The 26432-nt window shown below is 63.4% G+C and carries 21 protein-coding genes and 1 riboswitch; of the genes, 12 read left to right on the top strand and 9 right to left on the bottom strand.

The features are described from left to right. The first annotated feature begins 7 nt into the window (after positions 1-7). Positions 8-2377: a transketolase gene (locus QXZ85_RS00620; RefSeq protein WP_315706329.1), complete on the top strand. Its 2370-nt coding sequence runs from the start codon at positions 8-10 to the stop codon at positions 2375-2377. Positions 2378-2711: 334 nt separating this feature from the next. Further along, the gene (locus QXZ85_RS00615) at positions 2712-4142 is read left to right on the top strand and encodes an aldehyde dehydrogenase family protein (RefSeq protein WP_315706328.1); all 1431 of its coding nucleotides are present in this window, start codon (positions 2712-2714) and stop codon (positions 4140-4142) included. A gap of 115 nt (positions 4143-4257) precedes the next feature. Here QXZ85_RS00615 and QXZ85_RS00610 read toward each other — a convergent pair whose 3' ends face one another. Further along, positions 4258-5226, bottom strand: a complete 969-nt coding sequence (locus QXZ85_RS00610) for an SMP-30/gluconolactonase/LRE family protein (RefSeq protein WP_315706327.1) — start codon at positions 5224-5226, stop codon at positions 4258-4260. A gap of 113 nt (positions 5227-5339) precedes the next feature. On the opposite strand from QXZ85_RS00610, the gene QXZ85_RS00605 reads away from it, so the two are divergent. Together QXZ85_RS00605 and QXZ85_RS00600 are read left to right on the top strand one after the other, a co-directional pair. Then, positions 5340-6158, top strand: coding sequence for an NAD(P)-dependent oxidoreductase (locus QXZ85_RS00605; protein WP_315706326.1), 819 nt, complete (start codon positions 5340-5342; stop codon positions 6156-6158). 154 nt (positions 6159-6312) lie between these two features. Then, a complete protein-coding gene (locus QXZ85_RS00600; RefSeq protein WP_315706325.1) occupies positions 6313-8019 on the top strand; it encodes an IlvD/Edd family dehydratase in 1707 nt (568 codons plus the stop codon). 8 nt (positions 8020-8027) lie between these two features. Here the strand turns inward: QXZ85_RS00600 and QXZ85_RS00595 are convergent, their stop codons facing one another. Continuing rightward, entirely contained in the window at positions 8028-8819 is a 792-nt protein-coding gene (locus tag QXZ85_RS00595) for an enoyl-CoA hydratase/isomerase family protein (RefSeq protein ID WP_315706324.1), read from the bottom strand. A gap of 156 nt (positions 8820-8975) precedes the next feature. On the opposite strand from QXZ85_RS00595, the gene QXZ85_RS00590 reads away from it, so the two are divergent. After that, entirely contained in the window at positions 8976-10211 is a 1236-nt protein-coding gene (locus QXZ85_RS00590) for an NAD(P)/FAD-dependent oxidoreductase (protein WP_315769235.1), read from the top strand. Here the strand turns inward: QXZ85_RS00590 and rbsK are convergent. After that, positions 10208-11116 (bottom strand): ribokinase, encoded by a 909-nt coding sequence (gene rbsK, locus QXZ85_RS00585; RefSeq protein ID WP_315741555.1) that lies wholly within the window; start codon positions 11114-11116, stop codon positions 10208-10210. The two genes, QXZ85_RS00590 and rbsK, sit on opposite strands and share 4 nt — an antisense overlap. 24 nt (positions 11117-11140) lie before the next feature. Next, positions 11141-12034 carry a sugar kinase gene (locus QXZ85_RS00580; protein WP_315706321.1) on the bottom strand — a complete coding sequence of 298 codons (894 nt, stop codon included), beginning with the start codon at positions 12032-12034 and terminating at the stop codon, positions 11141-11143. Between the two features lie 206 nt (positions 12035-12240). On the opposite strand from QXZ85_RS00580, the gene QXZ85_RS00575 reads away from it, so the two are divergent. Beyond that, positions 12241-13500, top strand: coding sequence for a Glu/Leu/Phe/Val dehydrogenase (locus tag QXZ85_RS00575; protein ID WP_316173658.1), 1260 nt, complete (start codon positions 12241-12243; stop codon positions 13498-13500). Next, positions 13497-14345: a VOC family protein gene (locus QXZ85_RS00570; RefSeq protein WP_316173661.1), complete on the top strand. Its 849-nt coding sequence runs from the start codon at positions 13497-13499 to the stop codon at positions 14343-14345. Before QXZ85_RS00575 ends, QXZ85_RS00570 begins: the two co-directional genes overlap by 4 nt. Positions 14346-14389: 44 nt before the next feature. On the opposite strand, the gene rocD is transcribed toward QXZ85_RS00570, so the two are convergent. From rocD to QXZ85_RS00555, 3 genes are all read right to left on the bottom strand, one after another. Then, a complete protein-coding gene (gene rocD / locus QXZ85_RS00565) occupies positions 14390-15604 on the bottom strand; it encodes an ornithine--oxo-acid transaminase (RefSeq protein WP_316173663.1) in 1215 nt (404 codons plus the stop codon). A 1156-nt stretch (positions 15605-16760) separates the two neighbouring features. After that, on the bottom strand, positions 16761-18596 hold the full coding sequence (locus tag QXZ85_RS00560) for a hypothetical protein (protein WP_316173664.1): 1836 nt from the start codon (positions 18594-18596) through the stop codon (positions 16761-16763). A 291-nt stretch (positions 18597-18887) separates the two neighbouring features. Beyond that, positions 18888-19358, bottom strand: a complete 471-nt coding sequence (locus QXZ85_RS00555) for a GNAT family N-acetyltransferase (RefSeq protein WP_315706315.1) — start codon at positions 19356-19358, stop codon at positions 18888-18890. 45 nt (positions 19359-19403) lie between these two features. Beyond that, a riboswitch (SAM-I-IV-variant riboswitch) is annotated at positions 19404-19513 on the bottom strand. Between the two features lie 328 nt (positions 19514-19841). Here QXZ85_RS00555 and QXZ85_RS00550 point away from each other — a divergent pair. After that, positions 19842-20630 (top strand): hypothetical protein, encoded by a 789-nt coding sequence (locus QXZ85_RS00550; RefSeq protein ID WP_315706314.1) that lies wholly within the window; start codon positions 19842-19844, stop codon positions 20628-20630. 74 nt (positions 20631-20704) lie between these two features. Here QXZ85_RS00550 and QXZ85_RS00545 read toward each other — a convergent pair whose 3' ends face one another. Next, a complete protein-coding gene (locus QXZ85_RS00545) occupies positions 20705-21373 on the bottom strand; it encodes a uridylate kinase (RefSeq protein ID WP_315732777.1) in 669 nt (222 codons plus the stop codon). A gap of 277 nt (positions 21374-21650) precedes the next feature. Here QXZ85_RS00545 and QXZ85_RS00540 point away from each other — a divergent pair, with 277 nt between their 5' ends. Next, a complete protein-coding gene (locus QXZ85_RS00540; protein WP_315706312.1) occupies positions 21651-22151 on the top strand; it encodes a flagellar protein FlaR in 501 nt (166 codons plus the stop codon). Positions 22152-22658: 507 nt separating this feature from the next. Further along, the gene (locus QXZ85_RS00535) at positions 22659-22784 is read left to right on the top strand and encodes a hypothetical protein (protein WP_316173665.1); all 126 of its coding nucleotides are present in this window, start codon (positions 22659-22661) and stop codon (positions 22782-22784) included. 188 nt (positions 22785-22972) lie between these two features. Here the strand turns inward: QXZ85_RS00535 and QXZ85_RS00530 are convergent, their stop codons facing one another. Then, the gene (locus QXZ85_RS00530) at positions 22973-24211 is read right to left on the bottom strand and encodes a cytochrome P450 (protein WP_316173666.1); all 1239 of its coding nucleotides are present in this window, start codon (positions 24209-24211) and stop codon (positions 22973-22975) included. A 290-nt stretch (positions 24212-24501) separates the two neighbouring features. Here QXZ85_RS00530 and QXZ85_RS00525 point away from each other — a divergent pair, with 290 nt between their 5' ends. Further along, positions 24502-25191 (top strand): helix-turn-helix domain-containing protein, encoded by a 690-nt coding sequence (locus QXZ85_RS00525; RefSeq protein WP_315706308.1) that lies wholly within the window; start codon positions 24502-24504, stop codon positions 25189-25191. A gap of 1 nt (position 25192) precedes the next feature. Beyond that, positions 25193-26380 carry an efflux RND transporter periplasmic adaptor subunit gene (locus QXZ85_RS00520; protein WP_315769222.1) on the top strand — a complete coding sequence of 396 codons (1188 nt, stop codon included), beginning with the start codon at positions 25193-25195 and terminating at the stop codon, positions 26378-26380. Positions 26381-26432: the final 52 nt, after the last annotated feature.

Raw genomic sequence — 26432 nt, 5'->3', positions numbered from 1 at the left:
GAGCACCATGGCGACGTCGTCTGCGCGGTCCGAACGTCTCGACCTTTTGAATGCGCTGGCCCGCAAAGTGCTGTGGCTGTCGTCCTGGACCATCCACCACGCCAACCACATCCGTCCCAATGTGGACGGGCTGAAGGTCGGCGGCCATCAGGCCTCGTCGGCCTCGCTCGCGACCATCATGTCGGCGTTGTATTTCGCGGTGCTGCGGCCCGAGGATCGCGTCGCGGTGAAGCCGCATGCCAGCCCGGTGTTCCACGCCATTCAATATCTGTTCGGCCGGCAGAGCCGCGAGAAGCTGGAGAATTTCCGCGGCTTCAAGGGCGCGCAGTCTTATCCATCACGCACCAAGGACACCGATGACGTCGACTTCTCGACCGGCTCGGTCGGCCTCGGCGTCGCGCAGACTTTGTTCTCCTCGCTGGTGCAGGACTACGTCAGCGCGCATGGCTGGATGAAGGACCGCCGCGAGGGCCGCATGATCGCGCTGGTCGGCGACGCCGAGATGGACGAGGGCAACATCTTCGAGGCCCTGGCGGAGGGCTGGAAGCATGGCCTGCGCAACACCTGGTGGATCGTCGACTACAACCGGCAGAGTCTCGACGCGGTGGTGCGCGAAGGTTTGTGGGAGAAGTTCGAGACCATGTTCCGCAATTTCGGTTGGGACGTGGTGATCGTCAAATATGGACGCCTGATGCGCGAGGCCTTCGCTGAGCCCGGCGGTGAAGCGTTGCGGCGCTGGATCGATAATTGCCCGAACGCGCTCTATGCGGCGCTGTGCTTCCAGGGCGGCGCGGCGTTTCGCAAGCATCTTTTGGACGACATCGGCGATCAGGGCGACGTTTCTCGCCTGATCAACAAGCGCGGCGACGACGAGTTGCTGGCGCTGATGTCCAACCTCGGCGGCCACGACATGGCGAGCATGCTGGAGGCATTCGAAGCCATCGACCACGACCGCCCGGTCTGCTTCATCGCCTACACCATCAAGGGCGTCGGCCTGCCGTTCCAGGGCCACAAGGACAATCACGCCGGGCTGATGACAGTGGCGCAGATGGAGACATGGCGCAGCAAGCAGGACATCCGGCCGGGCCACGAGTGGGATAAATTCGAGGGGGTACCGCAGGATCCGGCACAGCTCGAAGCCTTTCTCGCAAGCGTGCCGTTCAATCGCGGCGAGCGGCGGCTGAGCGATGCCGTGTTCGACGTGCCGGAGCGATTGACGTTCACGGCGTCGGCGCAGATGTCGACCCAGCAGGGCTTTGGCCTGATCCTCAACGATCTCGCCCGTGGCGACACGCCGCTGGCCTCGCGCATCGTCACCGCCTCGCCCGACGTGACTGTCTCGACCAATCTCGGCGCCTGGGTCAACCGCCGCGGCCTGTTCGCGCGTGCCGAGAAGGCGGACCTGTTTCGCAGCGAGAAGATCCCGTCGACCTATAACTGGGCTGCCTCGCCGAAAGGCCAGCATATCGAGCTCGGCATTGCCGAGATGAACCTGTTCATCCTGGCCTCCGCGCTCGGCCTCTCGCATGCGATCAATGGGGCGCGGCTGTTGCCGGTCGCCACTCTCTACGATCCCTTCATCGAGCGCGGCCTCGATGCACTGAACTACGCCTGCTACCAGGATGCGCGCTTCATGGTAGCGGCGACACCGTCGGGAGTCACGCTGGCGCCGGAAGGCGGCGCGCATCAGTCGATCGCTACCCCATTGATCGGCATCGCGCAGGATGGCCTTTCGTCGTTCGAGCCGGCCTTTGTCGACGAACTCGCCGCCATCATGAAATGGGGTTTTGCCCATATGCAGCGCGAGGCGGGCGAGGGCGGCTCGGTTTACTTGCGGCTGTCGACGCGAAGCATCGAGCAGCCGCAGCGGATCATGACCCCGGAGTTGGAGACCGGCATCACGGAGGGCGCCTATTGGCTGCGTAAGCCGGGTCCCAATGCGGAGGTGATCGTCGCCTATACCGGTGCGGTCGGACCGGAGGCGATCGAGGCGACCGGCCTGATCGGCGAGAGCCGGCGCGATGTCGGCCTGCTCGCGATCACGTCGGCCGACCGCCTGCACGCCGGATGGACCGCCGCGCGGAATATTCGGCGCGCCCGCCGCGGTGTGCAGCATTTGAGCCATATCGAAAAGCTGCTCGCGCCGCTGCCGCGCGACTGCGGCATCGTCACGGTGATCGACGGCCATCCGGCGACGCTCGGCTGGCTCGGCAGCGTGCGCGGCCATCGCGTCGAAGCGCTCGGCGTCGAACGCTTCGGCCAGACCGGTACGATCGACGACCTCTATCGTTTCAACGGCATCGACGCCAACGCGATCATCGATGCGGCCGAAAGCCTCACCGGTGCGCCCGTGCTGCATCGCAAAATGGCGGTGTGATCAAAACTTCGTTCAACACATACGCCAGTCGCATGCGGCTGTCGCCCCTGCGAAAGCAGGGCCCATAACCACAGGGAGAAATTGTTGATTAGCAGTTAAGGGATTACGGGCAGCGGGCCAAACATAAGCATTCCGCGGGATGGATCCCGGCTTTCGCCGGGATGACGGCGAGTACGTGGTTGCCGCCTTGCCAGCGTCACGCTCGCACCCTTATATCCTCGCCAGCCGCAACGCTGGCCCGCATATGGCGGGTTCATCCAAAAAGGCATTCGTGCAAGGATGCTGGCACGAAACGCCCCCTCCATTTGCTCTCCCGATTTGAAGAGGTTTTCCGATGGTCAACCGCATGCAATTCTACATCGACGGCGCCTGGGTCGATCCGGTCGTCAAGAAATCCACTCCTGTGGTCAATCCTGCGACCGAGGAGGCGATGTATGAGGTTGCGCTCGGCTCCAAAGCCGATGTCGACAAGGCCGTCGCCGCCGCCAAGCGTGCGTTCGAAACCTATTCCCAGACCTCGCGCGAGGAGCGCGTCGCGCTGCTCGAGAAGATCGTCGCGATCTACAAGAGCCGCATGAAGGAGATCGGCGCTGCGATCTCCGACGAGATGGGCGCACCGCTGCCGATGGCGGAGAAGCTGCAGTCCGGTGCCGGCCTCGGCCATTTCATGACCACGCTGGAAATCCTGAAGAACTATCACTTCGAGGAGCCCTGTGGCTCCGCGACCCTCCTGCGCGAGCCAGTCGGCGTGGTCGGCATGATCACGCCCTGGAATTGGCCGATGAACCAGATCGCCTGCAAGGTTGCGCCGGCGCTGGCGGCAGGCTGCACCATGATCTTGAAGCCGTCGGAGTTCACCCCGACATCGGCGCTGATCCTTGCCGAGATCATTCACGAGGCCGGCGTGCCGAAGGGAGTGTTCAACCTGGTCAACGGCCTCGGCCCGGAGGTCGGTGCTGCGATGAGCGAGCATCCCGACATCGACATGATCTCGTTTACCGGCTCGACCCGGGCCGGCATCGATGTCGCCAAGCGTGCCGCACCAACCGTTAAGCGTGTCAGCCAGGAGCTAGGCGGCAAGTCGCCGAACATCATCCTCGAGGGCGCCGATCTGACGAAGGCGGTGACCGGTGGCGTCATGCACATGTTCAACAATTCCGGGCAGTCCTGCAACGCGCCCTCGCGGATGATCGTGCCGCTGTCGAAGATGAAGGAAGTGTCCGCGATCGCGAAAGCCGCAGCCGACAAGACCAAGGCTGGTGATCCGCGCGGCGAAGGCACCACGATCGGTCCGGTGGTCAATCGCGGCCAGTGGGAGAAGATCCAGGCCCTGATCAACAAGGGCATCGAGGAGGGCGCGACCCTGGTAGCCGGCGGTCCCGGTCTGCCGGAGGGCGTAAACAAGGGCTACTACGTGCGCCCGACCATCTTTGCCGACGTCAAGCCAGAGATGACCATCTCCCGCGAGGAGATCTTCGGACCGGTGCTCGTGATCATCGGCGCGCAGGACGAGGCGGATGCGGTGCGGATCGCCAACGATACGCCCTATGGTCTCGCCGGCTATGTCTCGGCCGGGACGATCGAGAAGGCCCGCGAGATCGGCCGCAAGATCCGCGCCGGCAACGTCAATCTTCAGGGCGTGCCGAACGATCGCACCGCGCCATTCGGCGGCTACAAGCAGTCCGGCAACGGCCGCGAATGGGGCAAGTTCGGTCTGGAGGAATATCTCGAGGTCAAGGCGGTCGCGGGCTACAACGCGGCTTAACTGCGAGTGAAGAGGCGTAGGGTGGGCAAAGCGAGAGCGTGCCCACCCTTCACGTCGCGAAGAGAGATGGTGGGCACGGCACTGCGTGCCTTTGCCCCACCCTACGATGGCCAAGCTATCCGCCCAGCGCACCCTGCGTATTCACGTAGAGCGCGTAGATCGACTGGCTCGCCGCCATGAACAGCCGGTTGCGCTTGAGGCCGCCGAAGCAGACGTTGGCGCAGCGCTCCGGCAGCGCGATCCGGCCGATTGGGGCGCCGTCGGGCGCAAACACCATGACGCCGTCGAGCTCGGGCTTGCCCATGCCCCAGCCGCACCAGAGATTGCCGTCGACGTCGCAGCGCATGCCGTCCGGCGTACCGGGCCCGGCGTCGATGTGGACGCGCTTGTTGCGGAGCGTCGCGCCATCGGGCGAGACGTCATAGGCCAGGATCTTGCGATTGGGTTCCCCGCGGGACTCGACGACGTAGAGGATCTTTTCGTCGGGCGAGAAGCACAGCCCATTCGGCCCCAGCACGCCTTCGGCGACGATGCTGGCTCTGCCGGTTGCACCGTCGATGCGATAGACATTGGCGTCGATCTCGGACTCGGCCTTGTAGCCCTCGTAATTTCCGAGCAGGCCGAAGGTTGGATCAGTGAACCAGACCGAGCCGTCGGATTTCACCACGACGTCGTTGGGAGAGTTCAGCCGCTTGCCGTCGAAGGAGTCGATCAGCACCGTGATGGAACCGTCATACTCGGTGCGCACGACGCGCCGCCCGCCATGCTCGCAGGTGACGAGCCGGCCCTGACGGTCGCGGGTGTTGCCATTGGCAAAGTTCGATGGCTTGCGGAAGATGCTGACCGCGCCGGTTTCCTCCTCCCATTTGAGGATGCGCTGGTTGGGGATGTCGCTGCACAGGAGATAACGGCCGTCGCCGAACCATACCGGCCCTTCGGCCCAGCGCAGGCCGGTGGCGAGGCGTTCCACCGCCGAGAGTTTCAGCCAGTACGTCTCGAACCGCGGATCGAGCGCCTGGATTGCCGGATCGGGATAATAGGTCGCCGGGTGCCAGCCTTGGGACGGAGCATTCGCATCGGACATTTGCTGATCTCGTTGTTGCGTTCCCTCACTGAATGTCTGCTATCATTCTTGTGCAATGACCGCAAACGAGTGGTTGGAATCCAACCACGAGCGAAGCGAATACGAGGGACGAAATGCCACGCATCTTAATGACCGGCGCGAGCGGGGGAATCGGCACATCGCTGCGCAAGCTGCTGCCGCCGATCTATCCGGACCTTCTGCTCAGCGATTTGAAGCCGCCGGCCGATCTGTCCAGCCAGGAGACGTTCAAGGCAGCCAATCTGGCCGATCTCGCGCAGGTCGAGGCGCTGTGCGAAGGGATCGACGGCATCCTGCATTTCGGCGGCTACTCGGTCGAAGGCCCTTGGAACGATATCCTGCAGGCCAACATCGTCGGCGGCTACAACCTGTTCGAGGCCGCCCGCAAAAAGGGCGTGAAGCGGGTGGTCTTTGCCTCGTCCAACCACGCCGTTGGATTCTATCCGCGACATCGCAAGATCGACAACGATGTCCAGCCGCGTCCTGATGGCCGTTACGGCGTCAGCAAGGTTTTCGGCGAGGCGGTCGGGTCGCTTTATGCCGACAAGCATGGTCTCAAGGTGACCTGCATCCGTATCGGCAATTTCGGCGAAAGACCGCTCGATCGGCGCAGGCTTTCGATCTGGCTGAAGCCGGAAGACCTGGTGCAGCTCTGCCGGATCGGGCTCGAACACCCGGACATTCATTTCGAGGTTCTCTATGGCGCCTCGCTCAACGAACGCGCTTGGTGGGACAATCAGCGTGCCTATGATCTTGGCTACCGGCCGACCGGGCGCGCGGAGGATTTTCGCGAGCACGCGTTTGCCGAACAGGCCAAGCTGCCCGCCGATCCGATCGCCGACTACTACCAGGGCGGTTCGTTCTGCAGCGTCGAATTCGACGGGGACACAAGCGGGATGATCGACTGGGGGTAACAATTGCAATGTCATTCCAGGGCACGTCCGAAGGACGTGAACCCGGAATCTCGATATGGGAGCCACGAAAGACAAGCTCCAGATCCCGGTTTCATCCGGTGGCGCGGTTGCCCCCGGAATAACGGTTCAAACAGAAAACAAAAAGAGACCAAGCATGACCGACGGATTGCGGAAGGGATTGACCGCTTACGGCGACGCCGGATTTTCGCTGTTCCTGCGCAAGGCCTTCATCAAGGCGATGGGCTATTCGGACGATGCACTGGATCGCCCGATCGTGGGCATCACCAATACCTATAGCGACTACAATCCCTGCCACGGCAACGTGCCGCAGATCCTAGAGGCGGTGAAGCGCGGCGTGATGCTGTCCGGCGCAATGCCCTTCGTGTTCCCGACCATCTCCATCGCGGAAAGCTTTGCGCATCCGACCTCGATGTATCTGCGCAACCTGATGGCGATTGAAACCGAGGAGATGATCCGGGCCCAGCCGATGGATGCCGTGGTCGTGATCGGCGGCTGCGACAAGACACTGCCGGCGCAGATCATGGCGGCGGTTTCTGCCGATCTGCCGACTGTCGTCATTCCGGTCGGGCCGATGGTAGTCGGCCATCACAAGGGTGAGGTGCTGGGCGCCTGCACCGATTGTCGCAGGCTGTGGGCAAAATATCGTGCCGGCGAGATCGACGATCAGGAGATCGAGGCGGTCAATGGCCGGCTCGCGCCATCGGTCGGCACCTGTATGGTGATGGGGACGGCTTCCACCATGGCCTGCATCACCGAGGCGCTGGGTCTCTCCCTGCCGATGAGCGCGACCATCCCGGCACCGCACGCCGAGCGCTTCCGCTCGGCCGAAGCGAGCGGGCGCGTTGCAGCCGAGATGGCCAAGGCGAAGGGACCGCGGCCGACCGAGCTGTTGACCCCGGCGGCGTTCAAGAATGCGCAGGTGGTATTGCAGGCCATTGGCGGCTCGACCAACGGCCTCATTCACCTGACGGCGATTGCCGGCCGCACGCCACACACGATCGACCTCGACGCTTTCGACAGGCTCGGCCGCGAGGTGCCGGTGCTGGTCGATCTCAAGCCGTCGGGCGAGCATTACATGGAGCATTTCCATCATGCGGGCGGGGTGCCGAAACTGCTCAAGCAACTCGGGAATCTCATCGACCTCGATGCGAAGACCGTCACCGGCGAGACGCTGCGCGAGGTCGTCGCCAAGGCTGAGGACGTGCCAGGGCAGGATGTGATCAGGCCGCGGCAGGATCCGATCAAGCGCGAGGGCGGTCTGGCGGTGCTACGCGGCAATCTTGCGCCGCGCGGTGCCGTGATCAAGCATTCCGCGGCCAGCGAGAGGCTGCTGCAGCATACCGGACGCGCCGTCGTGTTCGAGTCGATCGAGGACATGACGCTGCGGATCGATGATCCCGGCCTCGACGTTTCGGCGGACGACGTCCTGGTGCTGCGCAATGCCGGGCCGAAAGGCGCGCCGGGCATGCCGGAGGCCGGCTATCTGCCGATCCCGAAGAAGCTGGCGCGCGGCGGCACCAAGGACATGGTGCGGATTTCGGACGCGCGCATGAGCGGGACAGCTTTCGGCACCATCGTGCTGCACATCACGCCCGAGTCCGCTGTCGGCGGGCCGTTGGCGCTGGTTCGGACGGGAGACAGGATCCGGCTCGATGTCGAACAGCGCAGCATCGATCTGCAGGTCGACGACGCCGAGCTTGCAACGCGCCGTGCCGCGTTGACGGCGGCGTCAACGCCGGATTGGGCCTCGCGCGGCTATGCGCATCTGTTCCACGAGACCATCCTGCAGGCCGACGAGGGCTGCGATTTCGACTTCATGCGGCGAACGGGGAAAGCGTGAGATCGGGCTCACTTCCCTTTGCTGGTAAAGCGCTTCACCGCAGCCTTGAATTCGTCCGTGTGCATGCAGGCGATGATCGCGTCGCGCTCGGCGTCAAGCTGCTGTTCGACAGTGCTCGTCGCTGCGCGACGGATCAGGGCCTTGGTCGCGGCCAGCCCCGCCGACATGTTCTGCGCCAGCCGCTGCGCAATCTCCCGCGTCGCGGCCATCAGTTCGAGGCCCGGCACCACCTTGGTGACGAGGCCCCATTCGTAAGCCTGCTGGGCCGTAAAGCTGTCTTCGGCGAGGAAGATCTGCAGCGCGCGGCGGATACCGACACTCGCCACCACGCCGACGGTGCCGCCGCCATCGGGCGAGACGCCGAGCTTGGCATAGGCCGGCGTGAAGCGCGCCTCTTCGGCCGCGATGCAGAGATCGGCGGCAAAGGCGAGCGACAGGCCGGCGCCCGCCGCCGAGCCGTGCACGCTGGCGAGCACGATCTTGGGCATCCGCCTGAGGCAGGCGATGAAGGCGTGATAATGGTGCAACAGCTCGCCGACGACGGGCGTGATGGTATCTGCCTCCGCTGCGGCGCCAATGGTCTGCAGGTCGCCGCCGGCGCAGAAAGCCCGGCCTTCGCCTCGCAGCACCAGCACCCGAATGTCCTTGTCCGCCTCGATCTGGAGAGCCAGGTGTTCCAAACTTTGCGCAATGGCCAGATTGATGGCGTTGAACGCGGCGGGCCGGTTGAGCGTGATGGTGGCGATCGGCCCATCGATCGACAGGAGCGCGGGCTCCTCGGATTGTGCAGGCTCCGGCATCGGATTCCTCCCCAGGTATCTATCGTTGGCGGCGATTTAAATCGCAGAGCCGGGGCGGTGACAATCCCAGAGAAGTTTGCGACAACCCGGCTCTGGCTGAGGCTGGTCGAAGGGCCGATCACAGGCCTTCATGTGAGGCTGTAGCGAGTAGGTGCGATGGGGCAGGGCGCGGTGGCAAAAGGGCCGGTGGTGATCGTGGGCGCGGGACATGCAGGCTTTCAGCTTGCAACGTCGCTGCGGCAGGCGGGCTTCGCCGATCCGATTCACCTGATCAACGACGAGGCGCATCTGCCATACCAGCGGCCGCCGCTCTCCAAGGCCTATCTGAAAGGCACAGGCGGGCCGGAGACACTGATGTTCCGGCCGTTGAAGTTCTATGCCGACCAGAACATCGACCTGGTCTATGACCGCGCGGTGACTGTCCAGCGTGACGCCCGCAAGGTGCTGCTCGCCTCCGGCGCCACGCTCGACTACGGCCACCTTGTGTTTGCCACCGGCGCGCGCAACCGGTTGCTTGATCTTCCGAACGCCAATCTCTCCGACGTGCGCTACCTGCGCATCCTCGACGACAGCGAGGCGTTGCGGAGCCTGCTTGCCAACGCCAAGCGGGTGGTCGTGATCGGAGCGGGCTTCATCGGACTGGAATTCGCAGCCACCGCGCGCATCAAGGGCCTCGATGTCGATGTGCTCGAACTCGGTGCCCGCGTGATGGCGCGGGCGGTGACGGCCGAGATCTCCGATTATTTCCAGAAGCAGCATGCCGATGCCGGCGTGCGCATCCATCTCGGCGTGCAGGCCACCAGCATCGAGGCCGACGGAGCCAGGGTGACGGGCGTGAGTTTGAGCGATGGCCGGCATATCCCGGCCGATCTCGTGGTGGTCGGGGTCGGCGTGCTGCCAAATGTCGAACTTGCCGCCGAGGCCGGGCTGCCGGTCGCATCCGGAATCGTCGTCGACGAATATCTGCTGACGTCTGATCCGCACATCTCCGCGATCGGCGATTGCGCGCTGTTTGTCAGCCCGCGCTTCGGCGGCACGTTGCGGCTGGAATCGGTGCAGAACGCCACCGATCATGCACGCTGCGTGGCGGCGCGGCTGACAGGCGATGTCAAGCCTTATAACGGGCAGCCCTGGTTCTGGAGCGACCAGGGCAACGACAAGCTGCAGATCGCAGGGCTCACCACGGGCTATGATCAGGTGGTGCTGCGCGGCGATCCCGCACAGAAGGCGTTTTCGGCCTTCTGCTACAAGGAGGGCAGGCTGGTCGGCATCGAATCGGTGAACCGCGCCGGTGACCACATGTTCGGCCGCAAGCTGCTTGCGGCGGGGGGCACGATCGATCCCGATCACGCGGCCGACCTGAATTTCGACCTCAAGAGCGCGCTCGGCTAGAGCAGCTTTTCCACCTCCTCCGCGGTCGGCATCGACGGCCCGGCGCCCATCCGCTGCACGCAGATCGACGCGGCGAGATTGGCGTAGCCCATCGCATCGACGATCGCCGCACCCTGGGACAGCCTGGCCGCGAGCGCGCCGACGAAGCAGTCGCCGGCGCCGGTGGTGTCGACGGCCGTGACGGGACGGCCCTCGATCCAGAACGTCTCCTCGCCGGTGATCGCGACGGCGCCACGAGCTCCCAGGGTGACGCAGACCGTCTGGTCCGGACGGGCCTTCAGCGATTGCGTGGCCTGAACGATACGCTCCTCCTCGGCATCCTCGCCGAGGTTCATGCCGGCAAGCAGGCTGAGTTCGGTCTCGTTCAGCACGAGGATGTCGACCAGTTCGAGCAGGTCGGCACTCAGGGGCCGGGCAGGCGCCGGATTGAGGATCGTCGTGGCTCCGGCCGCACGCGCGCGCTGGAAAAACGCGACGATCGTTGCGCGGGGAATCTCGAACTGGCTCACCGCGATGTCGCCTGTCGCCAGCGCAACGGCAGTTACATCGTCGATACCGACCTCGGCATTGGCCCCGGGAACGACGACGATGGTGTTCTCGGTATTGGCGAGCGTGATGATCGCCGTGCCGCTCTGCGCCGTTTCGCTGTCCTTTACGCCGGTGAGATCGATCCCTTGCGCCTCGAGAAAGCTGCGCAACTGCACACCGAACGCATCCCGGCCCAGACGGCCGATCAATGTGGTTGGTGCACCGAGCTTGGCAGCCGCCACCGCCTGATTGGCGCCCTTGCCGCCGGGGAAATACGTCACCGTGTGGCCGGCCACCGTCTCGCCGATGCGCGGGTGACGCTCGGCTGTCGCCACCACATCCATGTTGATGCTGCCGGCGACAACCACGCGGCCCATGCCAATACTCCCCCTTGCGTCCGGCTAGACGCGGACTTCGAATTCCTGCCTCACAGCGTCGATATCGGCCAGCGCGGGCAGCCCGGCTTCGTTGCCGAGGCGCTGGATCTTGAACGTCGAGGCCGCGCGCGCGAACTCGAAATGCTCCTGCCAGCTTTTGGCGGGATTGGCGAGATAGGAATAGATGTAGGCGCCATGGAACACGTCGCCGGCGCCGTTGGTGTCGATCACGCGCTCGCGCGGAATCGGATAGGCCGGCAACGATTGCACCGCGCTGGTCTCGTCATACCAGAGCAGGCCCCTCTCACCCATCGTGATGCCACCGACCCGGCAACCTCGGCTCTTGAGATAATCCAGCATCTTCTCCGGCGTCAGGTCCATCTGCTCGCACAGCCGCTCGGCGACGATGGCGACGTCGATGAATTCCAGCAGCTCATGGGTGTTGGTCCGCAGGCCGCCGCCGTCGAGCGAGGTCAGGATGCCCGCCTCGCGGCACAATTTGGCATAATGGATGGCGGCGTCCGGCTGATGGCCGTCGACATGCAGGGCGCGGCAATTGCCGAGATTGAGCAGCGGAAAAGGATGGATATGGGCGTCGTCCCGGCAGCGGACGATCGCCCGCTTGCCGTCCTTCGGCATGATGAAGGACAGCGACGAGGAGTTGACCTTCCGCGGATGCATCGAGATGCCGTATTTCGCGCACATGTCCTGGAACATGCGACCCAGCCAGTCATTCGCCAGCGTGGCGATCAGGTCCGGCACGATCCCCAGCTTGGCGCAGCAAAATGCTGCCGTCACCGCATTGCCGCCGAACGAGACCGCGTAATCCGAAGCGACATGTTTCTCGTCCCCGGTCGGCAGATGGTCGGTAATGAACGTGACGTCGATGTAGGTCTGTCCGATAAAGAGGGCCTGCATAAGATCTTCCGTCATCCGCTAAAGGGGGTGTTCCGGCACCGCCTTACCAGATTAGCAATCGGAGGAGACGGATCAACGCTGAAATTGTTGGCAGATTCGTCACGATTGCGCTTCAGATGGGCCGAGATACAACGGAGGCCCCCTGCCGGAGCGGCGGCATGCGCGCTATCCTGCAACGGGCGCAGATTCGAAACCAGGAGCGATCGATGACGGTCTATGCGGGTCCGGTGTTCGACATGGCGGCCAAGCAATTCAATGTGATCGCCGATCATCTTGGTATCCCAGGCGACGAGCGCGACCGCCTGCTCCTGCCCAAGCGCGCCATCACGGTGTCTTGTCCGATCCACCGGGACGACGGCACCATCGCCGTGTTCGAAGGCTATCGGGTTCAGCACCTCCTGACGATGGGACCGACCAAGGGCGGCACGCGATTCGCGCCTACTGTCGATATCGGAGAGGTGGCGGCGCTCGCGATCTGGATGAGCTGGAAGTGCGCCCTGGTCGGGCTGCCCTACGGCGGCGCCAAGGGTGGGGTGAATGTCGACCTGAGCCAGCTGTCGAAACGCGAGCTGGAGTCGCTGTCGCGCCGCTACATGCAGGAGATGATTCCCTTCGTTGGTCCGCACACCGACGTGATGGCGCCGGACATGGGTACCAACGAGCAGGTCATGGCCTGGTTCATGGACACTTATTCCATGTACCAGGGCCAGACCGTGATGGAGATCGTCACCGGAAAGCCGGTGTTTTCCGGAGGGACTTTGGGCCGCCGCGAGGCGACCGGGCGCGGGGTGGCCCATCTCGCCCGGCGCGTGATGGATGTCCTTGCTATCGAGCCGACCAAGGCCACCGCGGTCGTGCAGGGGTTCGGCAACGTCGGCTCCTATGCGGCGCTTGGGCTGCATCTGATGGGCATGAAGGTGATCGCGGTCAGCGACCATACCGGTGCGCTGCACGATCACCGCGGGCTCGACATCCCCGCGCTCATGGATCATGCGGTCAAGCACGGCAGCATCGCCGGTTTCGCGACCGAGCTTGCGTTCGATCCGGCCAAAATCCTGACGCTTGCTTGCGATGTGTTGGTTCCGGCCGCGGTCGAGCGCGTGATCGATGCGCGGGTTGCGGAAAATCTCAAATGCCGCGTGCTGGCGGAAGCGGCCAATGGCCCGACCACGCCCGATGCCGATCTGGTGCTCGAGCAGCGGCGCAAGGAGATTTTCCTGATCCCAGACATTCTCTGCAACTCCGGCGGCGTCGTGGTCAGCTATTTCGAATGGGTGCAGGATCTGCAGCAATTGTTCTGGGAGGAAGAGGAGGTGATGCGGCGGGAGTATCAGATCCTGGACCGCGCCTTCGAGCACATGCTTGCGCGCGTGCGCGCCGACAACGTCGCGCACCGGACCGCAGCGATGGCGATCGGCGTGGAAAAGGTCCGCGCAGCCAAGAACTCGCGAGGGCTGTTTCCGTGATCACGGGTCTCGACCATATCGTCGTTCTCATCGAGGACATCCAGGCGGCCACGACCGCGTACGAGACCTTGCTCGGCCGAAAGCCCTCATGGAAAAATGCCGACGATGGTGCCGAACGCGTGCTGTTCACGCTCGACAATATGACGCTCGAACTGATGGCGCCGTCGGGCAATAGCGTCGCCGCCGACCGCATCCGCAACGTCATCAAGATCTGGGGCGAGGGCCTCGCCAGCATCTGCTTTGCCACCAACGACGTCGCGAAGATGCATCGGAGACTGGAGCGGGTCGCGCTGAAGCCGGACCCGATTGTCGAGGTCAGCAACACCGACACGCTGTCCGGCGCGAGCCTGCATTGGAAGCGCACCCGCGCTGCCACCGAGCTGACCCGCGGGGTCCGCATGTTCTTTCTCGAGCTTGCGGCGGAGCGGCCGCGATCGCTCGCCACGGCGGATTCGCCGGTCCTCGGGCTCGATCACGTGGTGATATCGACCGAGGATCCCGAACGCTCCGCCGCGCTCTATGGCGCGCGGCTCGGCCTCGACATGGCGCTCGACCGAACCCACCAGGAGTGGGGACAGCTGATGTTCTTCCGCTGTGGCGACCTGATCGTCGAGGTCGTGAAGCGTCCGGTGGCCGGCGGGGATGCGGTGCATGACAAATTGTGGGGCTTGAGCTGGCGCGTGGCCGATATCGATGCCGCGCGCGAGCGTCTGCTGGCGGCTGGCGTCCAGGTCTCGGAGCCGCGGGCGGGGCGCAAGCCGGGCACGCGCGTCATGAGCCTCTACAGCGGCACCTGCGGCATTCATACGCTGGTCCTGGAATGGACCGCCAAGACAGAGGTCTGACCGGGGCTTTCCGCAGCAGCAAGGGCCGAGGACGAAGACCGCCGTCACGCGACCTCCTGCATCAACGTCGCGCCGATCTGCTCCAGCGCCCACTCGACCTGATCCCTCGTGATGACGAGCGGCGGGGCGAAGCGGATGGTGTGCTCGTGGGTGTCCTTGGCGAGGATGCCGCGCGCCTGCAGCGCCTCGCAAATGCGGCGCGCGGGGCCGGCCTCCTTGTGCAGCTCGACCGCCAGCATCAATCCACGTCCGCGCACAGCGCGGATGGTGTTGGCGCGGATGCTCCTCAACCCTTCGAGAAAGTGCGCGCCCTGCAAGGCGGCATTCTCGATCATGCCTTCCTCGACCAGCACCCGCAGCGCTGCGCGGGCCACCGCGCAGGCCAGCGGATTGCCGCCGAAGGTCGAGCCGTGCTGGCCGGGCTTCAAGGTGCCGAGCACGGCGTGGTTGGAGAGCACCGCCGAGACTGGATAGAAGCCGCCGGACAGGGCCTTGCCAAGCAAGGTGACGTCGGCCTCGATGCCGTCATGCTGTTCCGCCAGCAGCCGGCCGGTGCGGCCAAGCCCGGTCTGGATCTCGTCGAGGATCAGCATCACATTGTTGACGGTGCAGAGTTGTCGCACCTCGGCGAAATAGCCCGATGGCGGAATGATCACGCCGGCCTCGCCCTGGATCGGCTCGGCCAGGAAGGCCACGGTGTTCGGCCCGATCGCAGCTTCCAGCGCCCTGGCATCGCCGAACGGGATGATCCTGAAGCCCGGCGCAAACGGCCCGAAATGATCGCGCGCCACTGGATCGGTGGAAAAGCCGATGATGCCGAGCGTGCGGCCGTGGAAATTGTCGGCACAGACGATGATCTCGGCCAACCCATCGGGCACGCCCTTGACCTCATAGCCCCATTTGCGCACCGCCTTGATCGCGCTCTCCACCGCCTCGGCGCCGCTGTTCATCGGCAGCACCCTGTGGGCGCCGGTCAGCGCTGCGATCTCCTCATAGAACGGCGCGAGCTGGTCGTTGTGAAAGGCGCGCGACGTCAAGGTCAGCCGTCCCGCCTGTTCGATCATGGCGGCCAGGATCTTCGGGTGGCAGTGCCCCTGGTTGACGGCCGAATAGGCCGAGAGGCAATCGAGATAACGGTTGCCGTCGGTGTCCCATACGAACACCCCTTCGCCGCGCGAGAGCACGACGCCGAGCGGCTTGTAGTTCTGCGCGCCGAGCCGCGCCTCCGTCGCGATGAATGGATTGACCGGTGCAGACATGTTCGTCACCGCTGCTGTTGTCGGCTGCAGGCCGGGGGCGGGGAACGTCACGCCGCGCAGAGCCTGATGTCGTGAGCTTGCGGACATCGCTGCCGCAAAACCGAGCCTCGTCGTCGGCCACTATAGGCCTGCGATGGTGTTCGGTCGATGATCGCGATGTTGCCGGGGGGCATTTCTGTCCGGTGCCCAGAGTTATCAAGCTGCCGCCGAGAATGCTGTGCGCTCCCTCTCCCGCTTGCGGGGGAGGGCTGGGGTGGGGGCGCCTGATCGGCAGTCTTTGTGATGTTACCCCGACCTCGAGAGCGCGCATCAGTGGACAGGTCCGGCCATGGCGGACAAGTCGTCGCTCGCGCGCCTCGCAATGACGGTGGTGAGACATAAGTTCACCTTCTCGCGGCGCTGTCGCGTCCGAGCTATGCTGCAAAACCTGCCCTCTTCAAGCAGAGGGCACGGGGAATGCCGGGCGCTGGCCGCACCCATGGCCCGCCTGCAGCAAAAAATGCAGGCGGCAGGTACCACAGGTTCAGCCGAGACATCCCGGCATTCCCCGCGCAATGGTTTTAACGGCTGCTTCGCGTTCTCCCCGGTGCGCCGGGCTTTTTGGCCACCGTTTGCGCATGATGCTTACGCATCAGCGCGGCATCAGCGTCGGGATGCCAGGACCACGCGACTTGACCGTGCGCATCAACGTCGTTCGTCGGCGCGGATCAACCACGCTGCAACATCGACACGCCCACCGCATCCCGCCGCAACGTCCGTGACGATCGCGAAACGCCCCTCGTATCGAGACGGGATGACGACAGTCAATCACGATTTCTGATAAAACGAAAGAGGAATATTTCTCCGAAGCGGGCTGGATAGCGGGATGCGCTTGAAGCGGCTCGCGAAATGAGTTTTTCGGCGCGGGCTGTACGGACAGCGCAAGCAGGCCGGAGACCAGCAGGCGGCGCAGATGGACTGTATTGCGCCGTCCACCGAGTTGTCCGACAACGCACCTCTCATCAGAGTCCGGGAATGCCCGTTAAGGGCGATTTCCGGACATGCCAGAGGCGCCCGACCGTGTCGCGAATGACCCTAACCGGAAAGTCGCGTAACACAAAAGATAATGGGGTGATCTCGTGCAACGTGTTCATATAGCGATCGCGGGCCTGCGAGCTCAGTCCGATAATCGGCCCGCAATCTTTACGAGGGCCTCGGCTGTCGTGTTCTTGTAAGGCTGCGCGTACGCGATCTGCATGGCCTCGGCGAAGCTCGCCATAGCATCGGCCGTGAGGCCCGCCTTCGCCTGCGCACCGCCGATTGACGCTAGGGCTTCGACCTGATCGCGCCCCCAGGTGACGTGTTGCGTCACCTGCTTCGCCTGGTCGATCCTGCCGGCTTCAGCCCGGGCCTTGGCAATCGACGCGAGCAGCTCGGAGCGACGATAGAGATTGTCCTCGGCCCCGGCGGCATCGATTGCTTCGGCGATCCGTCCAGCCTCGGCGAGCCCCTCGGCGACGACGCCTTGCCCTTGGGGAATGATATCAGGACCCAGCCTGAGCGCCGACGCGTTTTGAAAGGCGTCCACCGTCCTGCCGGCTCTTGCTTGCGCCTTGGCGATCGCGCGCAGTGCATAGCGACGGTCATAGTCGACGTTGACGAGCTTGCCATCGCTCATGACCTTTGCGACATATCCCGACGTAGCCATGGTACCGCCGATCAGTCGGGTGACATGGAGGGCTTCATCGATCAGATCAGCATCCGCTTGTGAGACGGCGATTTTCGACAAAAGCCCGTCGTTCGGTTGGAACGACAACGCAGCTTGGACGGCCCGGTCGAAGGACGCGATCGATTGTGTGGCCATGCCGGCCTTCGCTTGCGCCTTGGCAATGGCGTGCCAAGCGAAGGCGCGTGGTTTGTCCTGATCGATTGGCTCCGCGAGCGCGATTGCTTGGTCCAGGCGGCCGTTGTTCGCCAACGTCGTTGCGATAAGGCAGAGCACGGTGGCGCGCTGCTCTCCATCCGTGAAGGCGGCGACGAAATCTCGGACATTATCAGGGACCTTGGCCTTCACAGGCGAACTGGGCGTCGTCGCCTCATCGGCGATGAGATCGGGCGTCAGCCGAGGCTCGAGAATGTGCCCGAGCACGATGCCGCGCTCCCATGGGTCATCGATCGAGCGCGCAACTTCCAAGGCCGAACCGACCGCACCGGCCCGCGCTAGCGCGACGCCAATGGCTGCAAACGTCTGGGCGCGCTCCATCGAGCGCGGGACCAGTCTCGCAACCCGCATGGCGTCGGCGACTTTTCCCGCGCGGGCCTGCGCTTGCGCGATGATGGCGAGCGCCGGGATGAATTCCGAGGGGTGATGAACGCCCGTCGTCGCTATGGGCGGCGGATACCGCTGTTCGAACGCTAGCACTGTTTGAAGCGCGGCCACGATCTTGTCGTCCTCTCCCCGCGCCACTGCGCTGGCCCGCAGCTCCCAGGTCACCCGGCGTATGATGAGGGCACGATCCGGCAAGTCCTCGATCGCCTGCACCCGTCGAAGCGCATCGTCAAGCCGGCCAGCATGCCCCTCTTCAATAGCGATCGCCCCGAACGCCGCGGCCCTCACGTGGCGGTTCTCGATCGACTTGGCTGTCTCCAGCGCGTCGGCGAGCTTGCCGGCCTGCGCCTGAGCCTGCGCGATGGTCTCGAATGCTTCGTCGCGACCATAGCTATCCTTGGCGATTGACTTCGCGACCTGCAAGGCCAGATCGATCGTCGTGGCGGCCTCAGTGAACAGGCCGGCCTTCAACTGTGCCTTGGCAATCTCGCCGAGCTTGTGCGCAGACAAATGCGGGTCGTCGATGGTGCGGGCGACCTCTGCGGCCTCACGTAGGACGCAGGCCCGTCTCGGGGCTATGAGGCATTCATCCCAACTGGCGTCGGACGCGTTCGCGACCGATTGAGCGGCTGCACCGCATGCCAAAGCGAGGATGAACGGGCGGATGATGATCGTCCAGATCATGACGTTCCTGACTCCTGCCGCACCTTTCCACCATCGTGCTGTGGCCAGGAAATGGCAATGACTGGATGAGTTCCTGATGCCTAGTCAGTCGGTGTGTTCGACTTCTCCTTCGGGCTGAAAGCGGAAGTTTGCGGAGCGCTAGCGGCGCCGCGAGGCTCTGGAGCCCGGCAGGATTTCAGCTCGGGCGGGATCATGATCCGCCGTTTTGAAACGTCAAGATGGCGGGTTACGCCTCCGGCTCCAACCCGACCTACGCCTCGTTATTCCTTGTCGGCGCATCGCCCTCGACAATCATTTCGTCAGCCATTTCTCGAAGTACAAATTGATCGGGTTGGAAACGTATGGGCCATACGCCGGGCACGGAACGAAACCCTTCGCCCGATAGAGCCTCTGCGCATCGGGAAGAAATTCCGTGGTTTCCAGCCGCAGAACCGACAGCTTGGCGGTCAAGGCCGCTTCCACAACGCGCGTCAGGAGGCTGCTGCCTATTCCAGTTGTCCGAACCTCGGGGACGACATACATGCGCTTCACCTCCCCGGTACCATCCGCGAACATCTGCAGCCCTGCACAGCCGACGGCTTGTCCGGCAATCCGCGCGATAAACATTTGCGTGTCGCCGTGCGCCAGCCGATCGATTGGAGAGCCGTGATTCCTGTCCACCCCGCAGACCTTGTTCAAGAAATCGTCCAGCGCGGTGACGAGGTTGATCAGGTCCGGGGACCTTGCATCGGCCAGCTCAATTTCGACTCTATCGACAGTCATTCTCGTCCCCTTCTTCGAAGAGAGGAGCGCATGACGCCGTGGTGGCTTGTCCCGTTTAGTTGCCGGACCGGCCACATCTTCTTCCGAAGGAAGAAAGCCACCTTGCTCGGGGAGCAGGTTGGCGCTGGGCGTCGGCCCAACTCTTGATGTTGGAGTTGACGATAGCGGGCACTATCGAGCTTGGCAAGCGCGCCCCCAGTTTGAGGAATAACGCGTGGCCGCTCCTGGCCCGAAACGTAAGTCCCGGAACGGAGGGGTTATTTCCGTAGCTGGGGGTACACCGGCTGCGCCATCCGTCTGCCGGCCACGGCGGCCTTTGGCTTGAAGCGAAAGTGTGTCGCGCATGAGTGCTCGACAAGAAATAGCAGTGCATCATATTCTTGCTAAGATGCCAGTCAGGAATCCTTGGTTATTTGGTGAATCGTGAAACTACTCCGGAGGCACGCCAAAACGTCTGTTGTCGCCGCCTGGGTCCTGCTTGTGGTGGCGATCCCGGTCTGCTTTGTTGTCGGCGCGGCGGCGGGCTTCGACAAGTTCTACTTCCCTGCGCATCCGCATGCGACGCTGGATGCGTATGATCTCAACGCATCCAAACTAATCATGGCCGCTGCCGGCCTTGCCGCGGTGCTGTCCTCGGTCGCGTTCGCCTTGGGGTTTCGCGCCACCGCGTCCTTGCTGGTCATTCTGATCTGGACCGCGACCATTGCCGGCAACCAGATTGCCCGTGCCCGCGTCGAACCGGGACCTGATTATTACGAGCGGCATATCGGCCCGGAGGTGTTCCTGGTACCCTGGAAATATGCGGATGCCGGCCCCGGCCGTCCTCCTCGCGACCCTCCCGGCGAGATCGGCTTCACCGTCGATCTCTGCCTGTCCAATCTCGGCGGGCACACCGACATCGATTGTAGCTGGATTCAACAGGTCCGGATTCTTCCAGGTGATAAGGACGTTGCCGATCCGACCCTGGGTTCATGGCGCAAATACCGGTCGGAGATGACTCCCGGTCCCGATCACGACGGGTATCGATCGTTTGATCTGAGCTATCAGCTGCAGCCCGGCGCGCCTACGCGGATCCAGCATTATTTCGTGCGCCTGAATGCGATGGGAGAGCCGACACGGCTCGTGGCATGCCGACTGGACAACGGAAGGTTCTGCACCCACCGCACGCTGGTCGGCGATTATTGGTTTGGCTACGAAGCAGATTTAGCTCAGGGCGACGAGACGTCGGACGCCAAGCTCGCTGCCTTAGTCGAATCCTGGCGACGCAAGTGAGTCGTTCATGGTGGTCAGACAGACGTCAGCTTCTGGCACACTACGGCCCAGCGCGCGGCCGATCGTACTTGAGGTCAGACGGGGCGGTTGATGCGCACCGCCGCAGTCTCGAATTCTCTATTGTCCAGCACAATGTTGGCATTTTGGATGGGTTGACTTAGCCGCTCATAAATCTCGAATGCCGGCGCGTACCGATCCCGGTACAGAGCCTCCGCCGCTTCACGGCCACCGAGTTGGTTGGCGTCGCGCAACGTCCCCCTTTCGCCAGCTGTTTTTACATCGACGTCAACAAATATGACGACTTCCCAAGCATCTCGCAGCTCTGATCGCTGCAAGAATGTCCCATCGACGATCAAGATGTCGCGTTGATTCGCCCTGTGGGTGGGCGCAACGATAGGCTCGTCCTTATCGAGGTCGAAGGAAGCGGTGCTATAGATTAGGCTTCCTCCGGGACCCAGCGGCTCGAGGAGTAACCGCCGGACGGCATCGAGGTCCCGGGCGTCAAAATAATAACCTTCGGCCGAATGGCGACCACGCGCGTAACGTTCGCGCTTCGGTCGATGAAAGCCATCGATAGAGGTGCGAATGGTCGCTCGGCCGATACGGTCGAGTTCATGAGCCATTTCATTGGCGACAGTTGTCTTACCCGATGCAGTTCGGCCGTCGATGGCTACCCGTACCGGATGTGGCCTGTCGACCGCAGCGGCAAACTCCGCGATGGTGATCAAGGCTGCGCGTCTCATGTGTCCCCCCCTCCAAGATTGCGGGAAGAATTCAGAATGTCTTTTGGGACCACAATTCACAAATAGTGTCCGGCTCTGCGACCGGGGCAGAAGGCCGGCCCGCACGCAGCGCCAATGGCAGCAATTGGCCCGAAACGTAAGTCCCGGAACCGCGGGTGTTATTCCGAAGTTGGGGTACACCGGCTGCGCCATCCGTCTGCCGGCCACGGCGGCCCTTGACCCAAAGGCGCTTCCATGCGGCCAATCGCTATGTTAACAACACACGATGACGCGCGTAATGGTGATCGGCAACGCCGGTGGCGGCAAATCCACGATGTGCAAGGCATTGTGTCGTGCGCACTCGTTGCCTTACTTCGCCATCGATAATATTTTGTGGCGTCCGAACTGGGTGCGGGTTCCTGACGAAGAACTACGCGAGAGCCACGATGCCCTGCTGTCGCAGGAGCGCTGGTTGCTTGATGGATACGGGCCTTGGTTCTCTGTCCTCGACCGGATTGCCGCATGCGATACTGTTGTTTTGGTTGACCATCCGTTTTGGATTCATCTCTGGTGGGCGACCAAGCGCCAGGTGAAGTCGGTGTTCTTTGGGCGACCTGATGGCCCTCCGGGTTGTCCGATGCTGCCGGTCACGTTCCGCCTCTACAAGATGATGTGGGGGCTTCACCGTGAGATGAGGCCCCGGCTCATAGAGGCGATCTACGCAAAATCTGATCGGCTGCGGATCATCCACATCAGATCACCAAAAGAGCTGGTAGCATTCGCAGCCAATCCGACGTAACCGCCGTGTCCCGCGAGGCGGCGATCTCGTTTGCTCGCGTTGGACTTTCGCGATCGGCCCGAAACGCAAGTCCCGGAGCGGAGGGGTTATTTCCGAAGCTGGGGGTATACCGGCTGCGCCATCAGCCGACCGGCCACAGCCGCCCTTGAGCCGAAGAAAACGCTGAGGCCGTCCCAGCATCAATGAGCGAAAATCACGACTTGCCGGACAAGGTCGAGGAAGTCCGCCGTATGAATCCCCTTCTGGTATTGATCTAATTCAACCACCTGAACGACCACCAGGCGCTTCTCCGGCAAAACATTGGCAGGACAGTATATCTTTCTAGGAAGGGGGTTCATTGAGCCTCTTGCGCCAACCGCTCAGCGCGTACACTCGGGAGTATATGTATTTGATGGCGTCGCGGATGTGCTTGGAAAGGAGACGTCCAGCCGTCGCGGTATCGTTACCCGAGAACAGAAACTCACAGGCACTTACACTCTGAACCCGGACTGTACGGGATCGATGACTATGATCTCACTGGCCGATCCGAAGCTCCGGACGCACTACGATATTTTTGTGACGGACGACGGCAGAAAAGCGAACATGATCCGCACCGATCCGGGATCAATGGCCGTGCGCACTATTGAGCGCTAACGTCGGCTTCTGGCCCGAAACGTAAGTCCCGGAGCGGAGGGGTTATTTCCGAAGCTGGGGGTACACCGGCTGCGCCATCAGCCGACCGGCCACAGCCGCCCTTGACCCGTAGCCCACGACCGTAAGGCGTTAGCCTCTCGCGGTGGGCGCGGCACGCCGCTTGTGCTTAAGATCATCACGCTCACATTCTAGCCTTCGACCGCGCACGGCACGCTCATAAACCCGCGAAACCGCACGCGGCCGCCGCGGACCGGCTCGCCGGTCAGCGTGTAGTTCGGAAACCGCTTCAGGAAGCGTGAGATCGCGATGGCGCCTTCCAGCCGCGCCAGCGCCATGCCGGCGCATTGGTGCGCGCCGGTGCCGAAAGCGAGGTGCTTGTTCGAGATGCGGGTCACATCGAAGCGTTCGGGGTCTTCGAACTGCGCGGGATCGCGGTTGGCGGCGCCGATGCATAGGGTGACGAAGGTGCCGGGCTCCAGCGTGATGCCGCCGAGCTCGACCCGCTCGGTCGTCATCCGGTTGCCGAGCTGGTTCGAGCTCTCATAGCGGAGGATTTCCTCCACCGCTGACCGGATCAGCTCGGGCGCCTGCAGCAGCCGGCGCTTCTCGGCCGGGTGCTGCAACAGCGCGACCAGCCCGTTGCCGATCAGGTTGGTGGTGGTCTCATGGCCGGCATTGAGCAGGAAGATGCAGTTGTGCAGCAATTCCTTCTCGCTGAGCCGCTCGCCATTGCCTTCGCCATGTGTCTCCCCTTGGATCAGCCGGGTCAGCACGTCGCGCTCGGGATTGCCGGGCTTGGCGCGGCGGCGCGCGACGAGATCTTCGAGATAGATCAGGAAATCCTTCACGGCCTCGTTGCCGCGTGAAAACTGCTCCGGCGACAGCACCGGCTCCAGGGCGCCGAGGATGGCGAGCGACCAGTCGCGCAACGGCCCGCGTTCCGCATGAGGGACGTCGAGCAGATTGCCGATCACCTCGACGGGAATCGCGGAGGCGAAATCGCCGATCAGTTCGAACTTGCCTTTGGCTTCGATCGCATCGAGCAGGCGGTCGACCAGCGCGATCAGCGCCGGCTCCATCTCGGCGATCGCGCGCGGCGACAGCGCGCCCATGATCAGCCGACGCACGCGCGTATGCGCCGGCGGGTCGTTGAACACAAGGCTGGTCGTATGGTGCTCGTAGAGCAGGGACGGGCCGTATTTCGGCGCGAATTCCAGCTTCTTGTCGGAGGAGAACGCCTTGGTGTTCTTATAGGCGGTGACGAGATCGTCATAGCGCGTGAGAAAAAAGCTGCCGTTGCGCAGGCGCTTCACCGGCTCGTAGTCGCGCAAGGCGCGGTAGGTCGGGTAGGGGTCGGCGTAGAAACCCGGCGTCAGGTCTTGCAGGTCGAAATTGGCTGCGAGCTCGCGCGCATCGGCGGCATTCATGGTTGCGACGATCCTCCCGGCGGTTCTTTTTGATCGGCTGCGTTCGGCCGGTCCGGCGCGCATCATGCACGATGCCAGGCGAAAGAAAGACACCGGGCGAAAGAAAAACCCAACGTGCTGGGCGTGTGCGGTTGTAAAATACCGATGGAACCTATAGGGCTTTACAATCTTGTGTTGCGAGCGGAGGCACGCATTTCCAATGGCTTAGCCGGACGTGGCTGCCGCGTTGCGGTATATTTCTTGACAACGGTAAAGTGAGTATTTACTCACACCCGATGTCGACGTTGCGAATGACTAGCGATTTGCGGCGGCAACTGATCCTTGGCGCGGCCAAGCGTTGCTTTGCCCGCTACGGTTACGCAGGCACCACGACCAAGAGCGTGGCGGCCGCGGCGGCGATCTCCGAGGCGCTGCTGTTCAAACATTTCCCGTCCAAAGCCGCACTTTACGCGGAAATCCTGGCCGAGGAGTGCGAGGCGGATCCGGATCTCGAGTTCCTGCTCGGTCAGGCGCCGTCGACGGCGACCTTGGTGAGGTTCACGGTCGCGATGGTCGGGCATTTCCTCGGGATCGCCAACCGGCCGAACGAGGAAGAAGAGCAAAGGCTGCGGCTGATGGTCACAAGCCACCTCGATGACGGCGAGTTCGCGCGCTTGCTATATGCCAAGGTCAGTGGTCTGATCGGCGGGAAGTTCGTTGCGTCGCTGGAGAGTGCCATTGCTGCCGGCGACGCCGTGCGGATGGATGCCGCGCCGCTCGATCTGTTCTGGTTCGCGCATCACACGGGCATGACCGCAGCGTTGACCCGGCTTCCAGCGACGCCCTGTCTCAATTATGAAACCGGGGCCGACAGGCTGGTGCGCCAGCTTTCCGAATTCATCCTGCGTGGTATCGGGCTTACCGATGCCGCGATTGCGTCCTATCTCGACCGCGAATTGGCACAGCCCTCCGTTCCACCGGTCACTGCAGAGAGTGCATGACATGAACATCGCGACCGAACCCAAATTGTCCGGTAAGCCGATCGACGACAAGCCCCGCAAGCGGACCCGATCCGTGCTGTGGTTCATCGTCGTCGGCTGTTTGCTGGCGCTGCTGGTCGGCGGACTGGTCTGGTTCAACATGTTCCGCGCCAAGATGATCGCGCAGTTCCTGAGTGCGCCGAGGCCGCCGATCAGCATCAGCGCTGCGACCGCCAAGTCTGAGACCGTGCCCAATCTCCTGACCGCCGTCGGCGAGCTGGCGGCCGTGCATCAGGTGAACGTCACCACCGATGTCAGCGGACGCATCACCGACATCATGTTCACGCCCGGCTCGCATGTGAAGCAGGGGACCCCGCTGGTGCAGCTGTACGATGCGCCGGACCAGGGCGACCTCGCCAATTACAAGGCGCAGGCCACCGTCGCGCAGCTCTCGCTCGATCGCGCCAAGCAGCTGGCCTCGCGCCAGTTCGGACCGCAGGCCACGGTCGATCAGGCGCAGGCGACGTTCGATCAGGCGCAGGCGATGATCGCGAAGACGGAAGCCCTGATCGCGCAGAAGCTGGTGCGGGCCCCGTTCGACGGCGAACTCGGCGTCCGCAAGGTCGAGGTCGGGCAATATCTCAGCGCCGGCACGCAGATCGTCTCGCTGACCGACCTGTCGCAGCTCTGGGCCAACTTCACCGTCACCGAAAAGGACAGTGGACAGCTCAAGGCGGGCCAGACCGTGCGCCTGGTGGTCGATGCCTATCCGGGCAGGACCTTCGAGGGCAAGATCACGACGATCGAGCCGCAGATCGCGACCGACACCCGCAACATCCGTGTGCAGGCCACGATCGCCAATCCCGAACATATCCTCAAGCCGGGCATGTTCGTGACCGCCACGGTCGTGCTGCCGGACAAGCCGCCGGTGGTCACCGTTCCGGAGACGGCCGTGGACTATACGCTCTACGGCGACTCCGTCTTCCTCATCAGCGAGAAGAAGACTGAGGACGGCAAGACCGTGCTGACCGCCACCCGCACCTATGTGCAGACGGGCGATCGTATCGAGGGCCGTGCCGTGATCCTGAAGGGCCTCAAGGACGGCGATCAGGTCGCCGCGGTCGGCCAGAACAAGCTGCAGTCCGGTGCTGCGGTCACGATCTCGACCGATCCTCTGCCGCCGATCCCGGCGACCCCGCCGCGCTATTGAGCGTGACCTGAACGCCAGGGCAGGACGCCGGCATCCGGCGGCCATCACGACC

Origin of the sequence: Bradyrhizobium sp. SZCCHNGR1005 (genome assembly GCF_032489995.1) — a bacterium.
Classification (GTDB): Bacteria; Pseudomonadota; Alphaproteobacteria; order Rhizobiales; family Xanthobacteraceae; genus Bradyrhizobium.
The sequence above is the reverse complement of the archived record's forward strand: the minus strand, read 5'-3'. Positions and strand labels throughout refer to the sequence as shown.